12 protein-coding genes and 2 tRNA genes are annotated in these 15747 nt (G+C 51.0%); 8 read left to right on the forward strand and 6 right to left on the reverse strand.

Features of this window, described 5'->3' with window-relative positions; translation table 11 throughout:
• The 6 genes from AB1L42_RS23470 to AB1L42_RS23495 all read right to left on the reverse strand — a co-directional run.
• Nucleotides 1–641 (reverse strand): hypothetical protein (locus tag AB1L42_RS23470; protein ID WP_367062543.1); only part of this gene is annotated, 641 nt, incomplete at its 3' end.
• Between the two features lie 866 nt (nucleotides 642–1507).
• Entirely contained in the window at nucleotides 1508–1870 is a 363-nt protein-coding gene (locus AB1L42_RS23475; RefSeq protein ID WP_367062546.1) for a hypothetical protein, read from the reverse strand.
• Nucleotides 1871–2019: 149 nt separating this feature from the next.
• Nucleotides 2020–2427: a hypothetical protein gene (locus AB1L42_RS23480; protein ID WP_367062549.1), complete on the reverse strand. Its 408-nt coding sequence runs from the start codon at nucleotides 2425–2427 to the stop codon at nucleotides 2020–2022.
• A gap of 435 nt (nucleotides 2428–2862) precedes the next feature.
• A complete protein-coding gene (locus AB1L42_RS23485) occupies nucleotides 2863–3159 on the reverse strand; it encodes a hypothetical protein (protein WP_367062552.1) in 297 nt (98 codons plus the stop codon).
• 185 nt (nucleotides 3160–3344) lie between these two features.
• Nucleotides 3345–5924 (reverse strand): heavy metal translocating P-type ATPase, encoded by a 2580-nt coding sequence (locus AB1L42_RS23490; RefSeq protein WP_367062555.1) that lies wholly within the window; start codon nucleotides 5922–5924, stop codon nucleotides 3345–3347.
• A 357-nt stretch (nucleotides 5925–6281) separates the two neighbouring features.
• A tRNA-Ile gene (locus AB1L42_RS23495) sits at nucleotides 6282–6355 on the reverse strand.
• A gap of 171 nt (nucleotides 6356–6526) precedes the next feature.
• Here AB1L42_RS23495 and AB1L42_RS23500 point away from each other — a divergent pair.
• The 8 genes from AB1L42_RS23500 to AB1L42_RS23535 all read left to right on the forward strand — a co-directional run bounded on the left by AB1L42_RS23500 (nucleotide 6527) and on the right by AB1L42_RS23535 (nucleotide 14668).
• Nucleotides 6527–7783, forward strand: a complete 1257-nt coding sequence (locus AB1L42_RS23500) for an arabinan endo-1,5-alpha-L-arabinosidase (RefSeq protein WP_367062558.1) — start codon at nucleotides 6527–6529, stop codon at nucleotides 7781–7783.
• A 240-nt stretch (nucleotides 7784–8023) separates the two neighbouring features.
• Complete coding sequence (locus AB1L42_RS23505) at nucleotides 8024–8473, forward strand: hypothetical protein (RefSeq protein ID WP_367062561.1); 450 nt, start codon at nucleotides 8024–8026, stop codon at nucleotides 8471–8473.
• 64 nt (nucleotides 8474–8537) lie between these two features.
• The gene (locus tag AB1L42_RS23510) at nucleotides 8538–9446 is read left to right on the forward strand and encodes a universal stress protein (RefSeq protein ID WP_367062564.1); all 909 of its coding nucleotides are present in this window, start codon (nucleotides 8538–8540) and stop codon (nucleotides 9444–9446) included.
• Between the two features lie 76 nt (nucleotides 9447–9522).
• Nucleotides 9523–9596: transfer RNA gene (locus AB1L42_RS23515), tRNA-Arg, on the forward strand.
• 47 nt (nucleotides 9597–9643) lie between these two features.
• Nucleotides 9644–9829, forward strand: coding sequence for a hypothetical protein (locus AB1L42_RS23520; protein ID WP_367062567.1), 186 nt, complete (start codon nucleotides 9644–9646; stop codon nucleotides 9827–9829).
• 375 nt (nucleotides 9830–10204) lie between these two features.
• Nucleotides 10205–12112 (forward strand): DNA primase, encoded by a 1908-nt coding sequence (gene dnaG / locus AB1L42_RS23525; protein ID WP_367062570.1) that lies wholly within the window; start codon nucleotides 10205–10207, stop codon nucleotides 12110–12112.
• A gap of 33 nt (nucleotides 12113–12145) precedes the next feature.
• Nucleotides 12146–13849, forward strand: coding sequence for an RNA polymerase sigma factor RpoD (gene rpoD, locus AB1L42_RS23530; protein WP_367062573.1), 1704 nt, complete (start codon nucleotides 12146–12148; stop codon nucleotides 13847–13849).
• Between the two features lie 372 nt (nucleotides 13850–14221).
• Nucleotides 14222–14668 carry a hypothetical protein gene (locus AB1L42_RS23535; protein WP_367062576.1) on the forward strand — a complete coding sequence of 149 codons (447 nt, stop codon included), beginning with the start codon at nucleotides 14222–14224 and terminating at the stop codon, nucleotides 14666–14668.
• The last annotated feature ends 1079 nt before the right edge of the window (nucleotides 14669–15747 follow it).

Genomic DNA, 15747 nt, shown 5'->3' on the forward strand with positions numbered 1-15747 from the left:
AAAGGCGCTCTACCAGTCTCCAGCGCATAAAAAGCAAAATTCCGACCATACCAGACACGGTCGTCATCATCCTTAATGTGTTCGACTATCGTCTGAATGTTCGTCCACGTGCTATTTCGATTAAGATTGCGTCCTCTCCAGACGACGAATTGGTACAAAGCCGCTCTATTTTTTGCGTCCGATGCAATAAGCTCCATTTGATATTGTGCGGACGCGCGTGAACAAGCAAGCCAGACTTCACCTCGAGGTTGTATTCTTGCTCCATTCTGAACTGAGAACAACACTCCTTCAGCTGCAAGAATGAGGCGAAACCCTTCTTGACCAGGCCGAGATAAGATCTCGTCGATATATGCTCGAATAAATGGCCTCGCATGCGCAGCATGATTCTCCATGGAATCTTTGAATAGCTGATGGGCGTGAACAGTCATTTTAAACCATGCAGCAATCTCTACCTCATGCTCAGGTAATTCTCCTTGTGCTGCAATGCTTGAGTGCTCGAGTGGAATTTCGATGATCAAGTCACATAACTTATCGACGGCCAGTGCAACTGAATCATCGGTGTCACTACCCATCACTTGGCAAGTTGAAACACCCAAAAAAACTGCAATGGAGCAAACAGCAGTCGACATACGGCAACGCATTTCGAATCCTCAAGAAAGTTAAACGGATGTTGGCTACTACAATTTGTCGGGGTGCCATGCCCTCGCTTGCGTGGGCATGCCTTTTCTTTTGGTGGACGACTCAATCAGATGATGTCCATTCGTCGTCTGGAAAGCATAAGCTGCAAGATATCGAAATCAAAGGATCGCGACTTTCTGTACTTCTCGTGTCGCTGTCGATTGGCGGAACTGTCAACGAAGAGAACGTCAAGTCTGGACATTCCAAGACAGGGTGAGATTACGAACAACGATTAAGGGCATGTTACCCGAGCTAAAATGCTGGGGTTGATCGGAATGGCTTCAGCGTCTCCTCCGTGTCAACTTCTTGAATCGTCAGCCAATCAACTGACCTCCCCAGCGACTTCGCAAATCACTTTGTTGCAATGTATGTCGAGAGAACAATAAGCCCGATCCACAATGAAATAATGAACAGCCCGCACATGCCGATCCGAACAATTGATGACATTATTCGATTTCGGTTGAATAACCCACTTTGCATCCAGTCAATCACCAGGAAGGTGAATGGCCCATACCACACGACAAACAATGGCACGGATGAAAAAACTCTGGAGTTATCAGGCTTCTGAGCATCGTTCATACCAACGACATTGTGCACAACGATGAAGAGGCACAAGTACAGGTACAACTCAATGAGTCCGAGCAGAAAACGAAGCGGCGAGTCAGGCTTCTTCACTGGTTTAAGGAAAAGAAAAGGCATTTGTGTGCTCGTTGTCATTGTGAGCCAAATCGAATTCTTCTGAAATTGTATTGTGCGTCAGAATTGTTCTTCTCGGCTTAAGGGATCACCGAAAGACGACCACAGTGTCCTGGAGTTCTCACGACGTCACCTATTCGTCAAACTGGTACTGCAAAGACGTGTCTCCATACTGTTGGTAAAGTTTCTTTGCTCTGCGGTACTCATGCATTGCTTCAAACACGTCTCGCACCCCTAGCACGCTGCACCACTGAAGCAGCGGTTCCTTGAGTGGTGTCTTGTCGACAGCGTAGTTCCAGGCAGTATACCATTCGGACGAGAGTAAGGCGTCTACGTCCCAATTGAGAGACTGAACGGTCAAGAATAAAACGGGGCAGGAGAGAAGGTAAGCCGTACAGCAGAGAAATAAGACTAACGGAACACCATGTCTTGATGCCAGAGTCAATACATGTCTGGGTGAACCAGGAACTGGCGGTAATCCGTTGTGAGTTGGCATTCCTTGTCTCTCTGTGCGATTTAGTCTTCGCGTGTCATAGCCCTCTTCTTCGAATTCAGGATGAGTGTGAGTCCTTATCGAAACCTTTGGCCTAGTTGGTCAGTGGGTTCTGAATGAGTAGGTAGCACCGGCATCGTTGGAATCGGATTTTATTGCAGGGCGATGTATGTGGACAGGGCAATCAGGCTGATCCATGCAGCGAAAATCATTGCTCCTCTCAAGCCCATAGCAGCGATGGCAAACAGGATGCGTCGTCGATTGAGTAACTCACTTTGCATCCAGTCGGCGATTAAGAGTGTAAAGGTTCCATACCACATGATCAGGGCAGGTTGGAAAGACATGATTTGAGTGTGGACAGCTCTCGATTTCGCATCCATTCCGATGATGTTGTGAACGACGACAAAGAGACTCACATACACATACAACTCGAACAGGCGAAGTAAGAGTCGGAGAGGCGTGTTCGAGTTCTTCTTGGGTTTGAGGAACGGCAACGGAATCTGCACCTTGTTTTGCGTCTGCGAGTGGAGTCGTATCAAGTCGGTTGAAGGAATATCCACAGCGTGATCATCGTGTGCATTGAACACTCAAACGATTCTCAAATCAACGATGGAGTGGTTGCCGGCCGATGTCCTTACCTGGCGGTTTTGGTGTCGGCACGGTTGGTGGTGGATTCAGAGAATGTGAAGTGCCGGCAATCAACTGGGCGTGATAGTAGGCCATTCTGGAGTTGTTTGCAGCGACTCGCGGGAAGGGAAGACATTCACGCTCTGCGGAATGGTCATTGAGGTAGGAATTTGATCAAAATCTTCAAGAACTCTCAGTGTGTTTTTCGAATCTGTGAAGATTAGCGGACTGCTCCTCTAACGACTTCTCATTCTGTTCTGCAGGATCGGTCAAATATGAGATTCCAGGATGCATCGCTGTTTTGGAAGTCTTCTTCATTTCTGATGCGCTTTGCATGCGAGTTGCGGGGACCGATGCGTTTACTCGACCTAGCTGCTTTCTTTTTGTTCGGTGCGAAATAACACTTTGCGGATCGACATCCCGATCACGCAGAAGACGGTGTACCAGGCAATCAGGATGAGCGACCAGATCAGCATTGCCAACGCAAAAATGATATCCATGTCCGAGTCAGGGGCATTTGTTTCAAGATAGAGCATTCGCCATACAAGCATGGGGACCCCGATGGCCGACGATGCGAGAATTGCGATGATTGTATTCTTGAAGGCGAAGATGGAAATTAAGGGGATGGCAATACACCCTACTGCTTCATTTATGATTAGGTTCATTTGAAGAAAATCCGATGAACAGTTGTGCCGTTTCGTTGCGATGATGAAGAGGCAAATCTCAAGGGGTGATCAAGAGTAGAAAAATGTACCTTCATGAGTGGTTCAGAATGCTGATTGTCAGGTGGCCGTCCAAGATTATGTAGGTCGATGATAGCAGCTTTCGATTGCGCTGTGCACACCGATATTTAGTTGTCGAGTTGGACGGCACGAAGGCGAAGTGAATTGGCGATGACGGATACGGAACTGAGGCTCATGGCAGCTGCTGCGATCATCGGGCTGAGGAGAATTCCGAAGAATGGATAAAGCACGCCGGCAGCGATGGGCACGCCTAGCACATTGTAAATGAAGGCGAAGAAGAGATTTTGGCGAATGTTCTTCATCGTTGCTTTGCTGAGGCGAATGGCCCGTTCGATTCCGCGGAGGTCGCCTTTGACCAGAGTCACCCCAGCACTTTCAATTGCGACGTCGGTCCCGGTGCCCATGGCAATTCCTACATCAGCAGCTGCAAGAGCAGGGGCATCGTTGATTCCATCGCCCGCCATCGCGACTCTGTGGTTCTGGCTTTTGAGTTCCTCGACTCGGTGATGTTTGTCTTCGGGGCTGACACTTGCTGCGACTTCGTCGATGTTCAGTTGTTTGGAGACGTGTCGGGCGGTCACTTCGTTGTCGCCGGTTAACATCGTGACTTTGATTCCGAGTTGATGAAGTCCCTGAACCGCATTCGGAGTCGATTCTTTGATCGGGTCGTTGACTGCGAGAAGACCGACGAGTTTTTGATCGACGGCAACATGCACGACAGTGCTTCCTTCGGAACGAAGTTCGTCGGCTCGCTGTTGGATCTCCGTAATACCTTCGACGTTGTTTTCCTTTAAGAATTTTGGGCTTCCGATGACAATGTGTTGATTATTAATCGTGCCTTGTATTCCCATCCCGGTGGAGGAGTCGAAATCCTGAACATCGGGCAATGTAAAATTCTGCTCACGGGCAGCTTCTAGAATGGCTTCGCCGAGTGGATGTTCACTCTGTTGTTCTAGTGCTGCTGTCGTCGTTAATAAATCGTCTTCGCTCATCTCTCCGAGTGCGATGATGTTAACAAGTTTCGGTTTTCCTTCGGTGAGTGTGCCGGTTTTGTCGACGATCAGGTAATCAATTTTTTCGAGAGTCTCGAGGGATTCAGCGTCTTTAATGAGGACACCTTCTTTCGCGCCTCGACCGACACCAACCATGATTGACATTGGAGTTGCCAGGCCAAGAGCACACGGGCAGGCGATCACAAGAACTGCGACGGCGTTAACGAAGGCGTATGCGAAGCGAGTTTCCGCCGGGCCGAAAATCGACCACACGATGAAGGTCAGAATCGAGACCAAAATCACAGCTGGGACGAAGTAACTTGAGACGGTATCCGCGAGTTTTTGAATTGGAGCTCGGCTTCGTTGAGCGTTCGCGACCATTTCGACAATTCGAGATAATGTGGTCTCGTTGCCAACCTTCTCTGCGACCATTTCAAAGGAGCCGGTTTGATTCACTGTTCCGCCGATGGCATTGTCGCCGGTTTGCTTACGGACCGGAATCGGTTCGCCGGTGATCATTGATTCATCCACTGTGCTCTGACCGGAAACGACTGAGCCATCGACAGGAATTTTGTCTCCCGGAACGATTCGGATTTTGTCCCCCTCAACGACCTGCTCCAGCGGAATCGTCTGTTCATTCCCATCTCGAACGACTCGGGCAGTGTCAGGGGAAAGCGACATCAATTCACGGATTGCTCCGCTCGTTTGCTTTCTCGCCCGGAGTTCCAGCATTTGTCCCAGGAGCACGAGAGCAATGATCATTGTTGCTGCTTCGAAGTAGACCGGGACGTTTCCATGCGTCAGGAAGCTCTCGGGGATAAAGTCAGGGAACAGCATCGCGATGATGCTGAAGAAGTAAGCGGCCGCTGTCCCCATACCGATCAGGGTGAACATGTTCAGGTTGGCGGTTTTTAGAGAGCGGATTCCTCGAACCAGAAACGGCCACCCACACCAGAAGAAGACCGGGGTCGCGAGTATGAGTTGCAGCCAGTGCGACGTCGACACACTGATCCACGAATGAATCGGAATGCCAATCATCTCACCCATGGCGAGGACCATGATGGGGAGGGTCAAAGCAACAGCGACCCAGAACCGTCGCGTCATCGAGTTCAGTTCAGCATCATCGTCGTCGTCATCGAGAACGACTGTTTTCGGTTCAAGATCCATGCCACAGATTGGGCAGTCGCCGGAGCCTTCCTGTTCGATCTCCGGATGCATCGGGCAAGTGTAGATCGTCTTGCGTTCAGCACGGTAAGAGGGGGTTCGCTCCAAAGACATCCCACACTTCGGACAGTCGCTGGGAACATCGCTCTCGACGCCCGGACACATCGGGCAGATGTACTTCGCTTTGCTCTCCGCGTTCGCTGTCATCGTCCCATCGCCGTGACAACAATCGTGCGTGGCAGCTTCTTTGTTGCTGGAAAGACCTCCAAACTCAACGATGTTCAGTTCACCCCCTCCGCAACAATCCTTGCCTGAATCAGGTTGAGGAGTCTTTGCAGAAGCAGCTTCAGAGTGGCAACAACTCTCAGCCTGAGTGGAATCAAGAGTTTGAAGTTCAGGAGGCGAACTCTCTTGCGACATGAATTTTTGCAGGCAGTGCTGACTACAGAAGTAGTGTGTTTCACCATCGACGAGCGTCTTCAACTCCGTCGACTCGTCGACATGCATTCCGCAAATGGGATCAATCGCCATCTTCAACGCTTTCGGGTATTCGTCCGAGATCGGGCAGAGCTTCGCTGGAACTTTTCATTTCCACTTCAGTGATTGTTCTCATCGATTTGTTGGAAGTGAAGTGTTCGCGAGCGATGAGACAAATTGCAGCCACGATCAAGATTGTGTCTTGAGTTCGATCATAACATGCATTGAGAGAGAAAACGCGCTGGAGAGTTTTCCGATGGCATTTCAACTTTCGGAAGGAAGAAGCGACACGCAAACACCCAGCCAAAAGTGCAGAAGCTGTGGACGGACAAGCGAGGTGCGAATCAACTGCGAACCGTCAAGAGTGAGAGACGCGGTTGCAAGCCAGAGAAGAACTGAACAAGAAGAAAATAGGGCCGGCGGGACTCGAACCCACAACCAACGGATTATGAGTCCGCTGCTCTAACCGATTGAGCTACAGCCCCCGATCATGTCTGCCTGCTGCACTTTCGGCGTTCTGACGCGATTCGTGGTGCAGGTGTTTTGCGTTTTGACGGGCGTGTCGAATTCATTATTGAGTTGGGGAACGTACTCGATCGACACGTCATTTTCGCCTTGCTGACAAGTTGCGGAAGTATGTCCCGAGACTGCGTTGAGTGCAAGTCAGGGTGCGGGATGTCGACGAAGGTGTGGAGATTTCTCGCGGGCTTGCGGAAACGATTGCGCTGAAGGTGGTTGTTCGATACTTCGAAGCTGTCGACGGTCGTGTTGTTGCCGTCAGGCTGGTTACAATTGCGAATCGAAGACGATTGAGAAAGAGCAGGGCGTGCAGTTCAATTTCTGGAGGTCGAATGATGGCAAGTGAGGCGAAGTTGTCTTGGCGATTGAGCAAGTTGGCAGCGATATTCTTAGTGCTGTCAAACGCGAATTGGCTGTTCGGTCAAACGACAACAGGTGATGGCGAAGAGTGTGGTTGTCAGGGGAGGATTGAGGAGTCGTTCGGCAGCTTACAGTCTGGCTCGCCAGCATTTTCTGTGCATGACCCTTCGAAGATCATTGTTCAGGATGATGTGCTGTGGGGCTTTGGGACCGGGCGTGGAGTTCGGTCTTTCTATTCGACTGATTGTGAGACGTTTCAGCGTGGGCCTTCTGTTTTCTCAGAGAGTCCAGAATGGGTAGAGGATGTTGTTCCCGGTCACGATGGCCGCTTCTGGGCACCGGATGTGATTGTCCTTGATGATCGCATTCTTGTTTACTACAGCGTGTCGTCGTTCGGGAAGCAGAGCAGTGCGATTGCGTTGGCCTCGTGTTCAAACCTTTCGACAGAAGCTGGGGAAACCGAGTGGAGGGATGAAGGAATCGTCATTCAGAGTCGACCTGGAGATAACTTCAACGCGATCGATCCGACGATCTGGAAGGCTTCGGATGGCACGCTGTGGATGGCTCTCGGTTCATTCTGGGGAGGCATCTATCTCATTCAGCTCGACCCGGAAACTGGATTGAGAATGGGGGATGATGACTTAATGATTCCATTGGCATTTCACGAGCAGATCGAGGCAGCCGGACTATTCGAACGCGATGGCTATTACTATTTCTTCGTGAACTGGGGATGGTGCTGTCGCGGCGTTAACAGTACCTATGAGATTCGGGTTGGGCGAAGTCGGAAGATCACGGGACCGTATTTCGATCGCGACGGAGTCGATTTACGTCTGAAAGGTGGAACGGAAGTGCTTTCAACTGAGGGGGCGATGATTGGACCGGGGCACGGAGAGGTTCTGGTCTGTGAGGGGCAACAGTTCTTAAGCTTCCACTATTACGACGGCGATGCCAACGGGCGGCCGCGGTTGGGAATCTTGCCTCTTAAATGGTCAGAAGATGGTTGGCCAATTGTAAGAATGCCCGAAGCAGAATGACGGCACGTAAGTGCTCCGGATTCTCAGTTTTGCTAGAATGCTGTGTGTTGCTTCCGGCCCGACCTGTAGCGTGTAAAATTGAGTCTCAACGAAGAAGAGAACAGGCAGTCTTGCTGAGAGTTGAAGAGCGAGGTTGCCTCGACCGACTGCAAGTGACTCATCGAATGTGTCGACAGTGATTTCATTTCATCACTGCTGACAATTCGAATTGGCGATAAGAATCCTCAGGAGGTATCTACGATGCGCGGTTCTTTTCTGACTCTGTTTTTTTCGTGTGCTCTTTGTATCGGAACAGGCTTCGTCATCTTCCATCGGCCAGGTCATGCTCAGGATGACGCGAAGGCTGCCGAAGCAGATGACAACGCGAAACCCGTTCTCAATCTGAAGCAGTTCATGCGGGCGAAGCTTGATGCCTCGAACAAGGTTCTCGAAGGATTGACGACCGAAGACATGGAACTTGTGCAGTCGGGAGCTCGAACGCTCAACAAAATGAGTCGATCAGAGAAGTGGCGGGCTCATAACGATGCGATGTACAAACAGTTCAGCAATGAGTTTCAGCGGACGACTGATGAGTTGGTCAAAGCTGCTCAAGAAGAGAATCTTGACCAGGCGACGCTGAAATGGATTGGTGCGACCATGGCCTGTATTGAATGTCACCGCTATGTGCGAAATACTTTGGTCGTCAACTGACAAGCTTCCGTCAACTCGCAAGAGAGTCCATCGGTTATCGAATTCACAGTGGAAAGTGCGCCCCATGAAAGTTCTCTTCGCAACAGACGGTTCGCGATACGCCGAGTACGCAGAGCAACTGATGATGGGGCTGTTTCCAACCGGATCGGTGGATCTCTCAATCGTTAGCGTGTGCCCAGCTTCTGATCTGCGACCCATCGACTTCGACTTCCCGCCGGATGTGCTGCAATCGGTGACTGAATGTCGAGAACACACAAAGACTCTTGTTGCGAATGCTGCCAGTCGGCTAAGTGCGTGGGCCAAATCGGCGCAGACTAAAGTTCTCGAAGGGCATACTGCTCAAGAGATTCTCAAAGAGATTGATGAAACGCATCCTGATGTCAGCGTCATCGGTTCACATGGCCGCAATGCGGTCGACCGATTCTTTCTCGGAAGCGTTTCCGACAAGATTTCGAAACACGCTCACTCTTCGATGCTGCTGGCTCGACCGCACAATGAGGACTACGAGTCGACACAGTGTCATCGAATTCTGATTGCCGACGACGGGTCGAGACTGGCCAGTCGGGCGATTATTCGATTTGCAGAGCGACAATCGAATACGAAGTCGGAGATTCAACTGGTCTCAATCGTCCCTGATTTTCGAGCATCAGCGTTCGGGCGAGGTGTTGATGGCCAGGAACTCATGGATGAAGCGATCGCTGTCCACAAGGAACGGCACAAGGAGTTCATCGAGTTGCTGTCCCCGAATGCCCTCTCTGTGACCAGCGTCGTCGAGGTCGGGCATAACGTTGCCAACGATATCGTTCACCGTGCCGATGAATTCAATGCCGACCTGATTGTTCTCGGTGGGAACGAGAAATCGACGTTGAATCGGATGCTGCTGGGAAGCGTTTCTGTCTCGGTTTTGCATCACGCTCACTGCTCCGTCTGGATTGAGCGTCCTCACCACACCGACGGCAGCGACCACGCTTAGAGCTCGCCCGCTCAATAGCACGAAGTCAGTTTTGGGATATTGAAAACCGATGTTCCAGCCCGTAGATTTCGGGCACGTCCTCGTAGCTCAGCTGGATAGAGCGTTGGTTTCCGGAGCCAAAGGCCAGAGGTTCGAATCCTCTCGGGGACACTACTTCTCCCCCGAGAACGCTTCGAGTCTTCGTCAACGGGCATTCCGTGCATTCTCGTTCTGACCTCCAAAGCCAGAAATGGGCTGCGGATGAAGTTGTGATGGGCAATCACGCGAGCGTCCGTTTGTCGATTTCGCTGCTGGGACGGGGCGATAGGGGGCCTGACGGTTTTGTGTCAGCAATTCTGGCTGGGCCCTTCTTCGAAGGCGTTTTTCGGCAACAGTCTCCATAAAACGTGATTTGTCTCATTTCCCAAGTGTCGAGTTCGTCTTCAGGGGATCTGAGGATCGGCAAAGATTTCGGGATTTGCAGGTGCGGATGGGTTGCGTCGTGCTGACGTGTTGGTGATGGTGTGCGGATTTCGAAAAGTCTGAAATGTTTTTTAAATAAAGGGTTACGGGGATCGGTTCTTCTTCTGATTGCCAATCTTCAATTTGACGGACCTTGAATAGCGTGTAGACTTCGTTCGTTGACAAGTACGCTTCCGGCGGAATCTTCCTTGGACGTTTGTCCACTTGTCAAAACGTTGCACGGATGAAACAACTACCCCAGATGGAGCGGTCGTAACGATCGCGCATTCCCCTCGAACATCGCATTAGGATTGTCGGTGCTTCCACTTTCCCCTCAGGAATTCCGAGAGCAAGTTCGTTCCCACACCGACATTGTGGGACTCATCGGTGAAAGTGTCGGGCTTGAGTCACGTTCGGGCGGACGTGAGCACGTTGGGCTGTGTCCTTTTCACGACGATCACAATCCGTCGATGCGAGTTTATCCGGAACGGCAAACGTTTCGGTGCTGGTCTTGCAACACGGGAGGCGACTGCTTCACTTTCGTAATGGAAAGAGAAAAGGTCACCTTTCCTGAAGCATTGGAAATCTTGGCACGAAGAGCGAATCTCGAGATCCCAAGATTCGTCTCAGGGCATTCACCGCAGCAGGAAACAAATCGAGCACGACTCTTTGAAGTGCTGCAATGGGCGGAGCAACAGTTTCATCAAACCCTGATGGAATCACCCGCAGCCCAGCCCGCTCGTGAATACTTGAAACAACGCGGAATGACCGGCCAGATGGTCAGGCAGTTCCGACTCGGATTTCATCCCGACAACTGGGAGTGGCTCATTGATCGCGCGAAAGGAAAATTCCCGCTCAATTTGCTTCTCGAAGCTCGTCTGATTGGTGAGCGTGACAACAGACAGTTCGATTTTTTCGTCAATCGGGTCATGTTTCCAATTCACAACGAAAGAGGGCAGGCTGTTTCGTTTGGAGGACGTGTCCTCCCCGGAAGTAATAGTGACGCCAAATACTGGAACGGTCCGGAAAGTTCTGTTTTCCACAAGAGTCGACTCCTGTTCGCGATCGATCACGCACGCGAAGCGATTCGAGAATCAAACGAAGCATTCATTGTCGAAGGTTATACAGACTGCATTGCCTGCCATCAGTTCGGAATCGCCAATGTCGTGGGGACGCTGGGGACCGCACTGACGGACGAACACGTCAGTGCCATCAAACGTTTCGCACGGAAAGTCATTCTTGTTTTCGATGGAGATCAGGCAGGTCAGGACGCGGCAATTCGGGCAGTCGAGAAGTTTCTGTTGCAGGATGTCGACCTTCGCATTCTGACACTCCCTGAACAGATGGACCCTGCCGATTTCCTCGAACGTGAAGGGACACAAGCATTTCGGGAAATCGCAGAATCTGCTCCCGAAGCCTGGGATTACCGATTTCGGGCGGCGAAAGCGAAGTTCGGATTGAACTCCATTGACGCCAGACAGCGCGTGCTGGACGAAATGCTGTCAGTTCTGGCTTGTGTTCCGCAAATGGCAACTTCGGTTCGAGAACCGCTATTAATTGCAAACCTTGCACAGCGACTACAGGTCCCGGACGAAGTGATTCGGCGTCAGCTGGCAGAAGTCAGAACGAACAGCCCAAGGAAGATTCGCTTGGAGAATTCCAACGAAAACCGGATTTCAGAAGATGTCGACGTCCGTCGTCTTCTGGCCGGGGAATTGTCAAAGAGCGATCGAGTGGAATGTGACTTGCTAGAAGTAATCTTCACGGCACCACAACTTCTCACCAACGTCATCAACACCATCAAAACATCACAGCTTCGAAATCCGATTCTCAGGCGAGTCCTGGAAATGTGTTTCGAAGAGGTTCAATCCACCAGCGAGCATCAGGAGTCCGGAAGTGGGCAACTGACTCTCTCTGGCTTACTGAATCGAATGCCCAACCAGCAGATGAAAAGTTTAATCGTTTGGCTGGATGAGCAGGCAAATGCGAAAGGTCTCGCTGCCAAACTGGAAGGGAACTCCACGGAAAGCGGAATTCCGCAAGTACTGCATGATTCGATTGGGGCCATCCTCGATCGAGATGCAGAGCAAACCCACCAGAACCTGGCGGTTCAATTAACTGAGTCCAAGGATGGGCGAAACGGACTGGACGAAGCGACCGAACAGCTGCTTCGTCAGGCTGCGGAGTTTCACCAGAAACGAGCAACTCGAAAAGCTGGCGTGTGAATACCAGGACCAGCCCACGAATTGGAGAACTTAATGTATCGAATTGACGAGAGCCTTCGCCAGTTGACCGAATTGGGACAGGTCCAGGGATATCTCACCTTCTCACAGGTGAACGAATATCTTCCGGACGATGATCTCACTCCGGACAAAATCGATGCTTTGCTATTGTCACTGGAAGACCTTGGGCTCGAAATCCGTGATGAGACGAAGCCTCAAAAGGCAGCTGCTCCTCCGAAATCGACGCGCCGCACGAAGAAGACAACTCGCCGCACTACGCCCGTGAAAACCCAACGCAAGCAGACGGTTAACGTGACCGGGCTTGAAGGCGAAACCGGTGGCGGACGGATGATCGACGACCCAGTGAGAATGTACCTCTCACAGATGGGGGAAATTCCACTGCTGACGAGGCAGGAGGAAATTGATCTCGCGAAGAAAATCGAGTTCACTCGAAAACGCTTCCGCCGCGCCCTGTTGGAATGTCACTACGTTTCCGTCGAAGCTTATGAGACGTTATTGCGTGTGGAATCGGGTGAGCTTCCTTTCGACCGCACCATCAAGATTTCTTTGACAGAGTGTACCGTCAAAGATCAGGTGCTGGGGCGTCTGCCGCACAATCTGAAAACCATTCATCGGTTGGTTCAGCAGAACGAGGAAACGTTCTCTCAGCTGCTCGATGAAACAACTCCCCAACCAGTCAGATCGTCCATCTCTTCTCGTTTAGAGCAAAGCCGACGAAAGGTCGCGACGCTTCTCGAGGAAGTCAGTCTCCGCACGCAACGACTTCAGCCACTCGTCAAACGGCTCGAACAAATCGCGCTTCGGATGCGGAATCTCGAAAAAGAAATCCAGCGTCTCGACGGAGATCGGACCCGCAAGGAAGTTCGGTCCAACCTTCAGCAGGAACTTCGGGACCTGATGAGGCTCACTCACGAAACACCGCAATCCCTGTCGGATCGCGTCGTGGAAATCAACGCTCGCTATGCCGATTACGATCGAGCGATGCGAGATCTTTCCGCCGGAAACCTGCGGTTGGTGGTCTCGATTGCGAAGAAGTACCGCAACCGCGGGCTCAGCTTCCTCGACCTGATTCAAGAAGGGAACACAGGCTTGATGCGAGCGGTCGACAAGTATGAGTACCGTCGCGGCTACAAGTTCTCAACTTACGCCACATGGTGGATTCGACAAGCTATCACGCGAGCAATTGCCGATCAGGCGCGGACCATTCGAATCCCTGTTCACATGATTGAGACGATGTCGCGATTGCGACGCATCAGTAAATCACTGGTTCAGGAATTGGGCCGGGAACCAACCGTTGAAGAAGTCGCCCAAGCTGCTGAGGTTGATGTCGAAGAAGCTCGCAGAGTCCTGAAAATGGCGAAGCCTCTAGTCAGCCTCGACAAGCCTGTCGGTGAAGGCGAAGAAAACATCTTTGGTGAATTCATTGAAGATCGAAACGGTCACAGCCCAGTTAGTGTCGCTGCACAAGAGATGCTCAAAGACCAGATCGATCAGGTCTTGAAAACGCTCACCTACCGTGAACGTGAAATCATCAAACTCCGCTACGGTTTGGGCGACGGGTACACCTACACACTCGAAGAAGTCGGTCGAATTTTCAAAGTGACTCGTGAACGCGTACGACAGATCGAAGCGAAAGCAGTGAGGAAACTGCAGCATCCCGCTCGGTCAAAACAGCTTCACGGTTTCCTGGAACGACTCGCATTGACCACCGGCGGATAACCTCCATTCGGGACTACTGCCAAGAAGTCAAATTGCTAATTGCAGATGAGTAGCATTTGATGTCGGCAAGCAGAGACGCGAAGAAGCTCGCAAGTGATTAAAGAGCCGTGGCGGACAAATTCGCTACGGCTCTCTTCATTCTCGTCGAAGGCTTTCGACTTCAGTTGCGTGATCAATGGTACTGTGGCTCTCAACGACCAAACTCGATGCCGATGAAGTTGTTCCGTTTGGTAAGAGACGGCGGAGGTTCAATCTACATTGAGTTGAATGCTGTCACTGGCGTTCTATCATCAGACGTTGCTACTCGAGATCCGTAGCGACATCAATTCTCGTTTAGATGATCATGGCTACCACTCGCAAGAGTCTCCACTAATGCCGACTTTTGATTTCCAGTTCACCGTTGACAGTCCGCTCAGCGCAGTGCGTGAGTTTCATCATGACACGAGCGCACTCAAACGGCTGACTCCTCCACCAACGATCGTTCAATTGAAAGAGATTGAGCCACTCGCGGAGGGATCGGTATCCAAGTTCACGCTCTGGGTCGGCCCACTCCCGCTCCATTGGACCGCTGTTCATAAAGACGTGACTGAACACGGATTCACAGACATTCAGACAGAAGGCCCCGCAAAGAAGTGGGAACACACTCACACGTTCCGGGAGTTGAGCGATCACCAAACCGAGATCCACGAACATATCGAGTATGAACACAAGCGTGGATTCTGGGGAATCGTCACACGCTCGCTATTCTCTCGCCCAAGTCTCTACACGATGTTTACTTACCGCAAGTACGTCACACAAAACGCACTGAAAGCCGGATGAACCTGTCGCAAGTTGGCCTCGATTCAGTGTCCGGACATTCTTGAAAGTCACATCGTTCGTTGACGACAGAGTTTCTGACCTCTAACACTACGATTCCGGCTTGATTCGATCAGAGCAATCTCCCTGTGATCGAACGGAATTGTCATGGAGGATGCAAAAAGAGTCAGGTGAGCACAGTCTACGCTTGAATCGCGCCCAATCCACTCACTGCAAGTGATTGAAGACTTTCTGACGGGTCGAGTAGCTTTTTTCTTTGAGTTTTTGTCCCAAGTGTTGTGTGAGTTTGTTCAGCGATCTTGTTTCAATGAGACCTTGAAGACTAACGATGGCGACGCGATTCTGATCAGGATGTGTAGTGTCGGAAGAGGCACAATCGGTGTTGGAGTCTGGGAAGCCGTTGGCTGAAGTTCTTCAGGTGCTGGACCCCGAGGGAGCACTCAGCTTCTTCCGCACGGAGTAAAGCTTCGGCATCGACAAATTGTAACCAAACGAATGTGTGAATTGGACCATTTAAATTGATGCGTGGGCAAGTTGGATAAATGGGCGCTCTCTCCGCAGATTCCGCGTTTCACGACATCTTCTGCGTCCAGGCGTGTTGCTTGTTTTTTCAATGAGAGTGCGCGATTCGAAAACTACCGGCGGTCTAACTTGTCCGTACGTATGGGAGCGTCGAGTTTATGGAAAACTGTAGAAAGGGCAGAACATACAGACACATGTTTCTCGCATCCGATAAGGAGAAAGTCCGCTAATCCAGTACTTTTTTGGACTGATACTCGCGGCTCATCGAATCGATCATAGTTAGGTTTCACGGTTACTGCGGCATGCCAGCGAGGAAGTAATCATCAATCGTGTATGTCGACCCTCGAAGCAAAAGAGGTGGAAGCAGCTCAAGGTAAGCAGGAAGAAGAAGATTGTGGATTTTGGCTAGACGAATTGCTTTTCATCGGGCACGGCGAAAAGATCGTACAAGGCCCCTCGAGTTGCAGAGGATCCTTCGAATTCGCCTATTGGTGTTGTATGTGTCGGTAACCTAAACAAAATCGAAAAAGAGAAAGTCGTAATCTCCGTAGAGCGCGTTT

The sequence above is a fragment of the Thalassoglobus sp. JC818 genome (assembly GCF_040717535.1).
GTDB lineage: Bacteria > Planctomycetota > Planctomycetia > Planctomycetales > Planctomycetaceae > Thalassoglobus.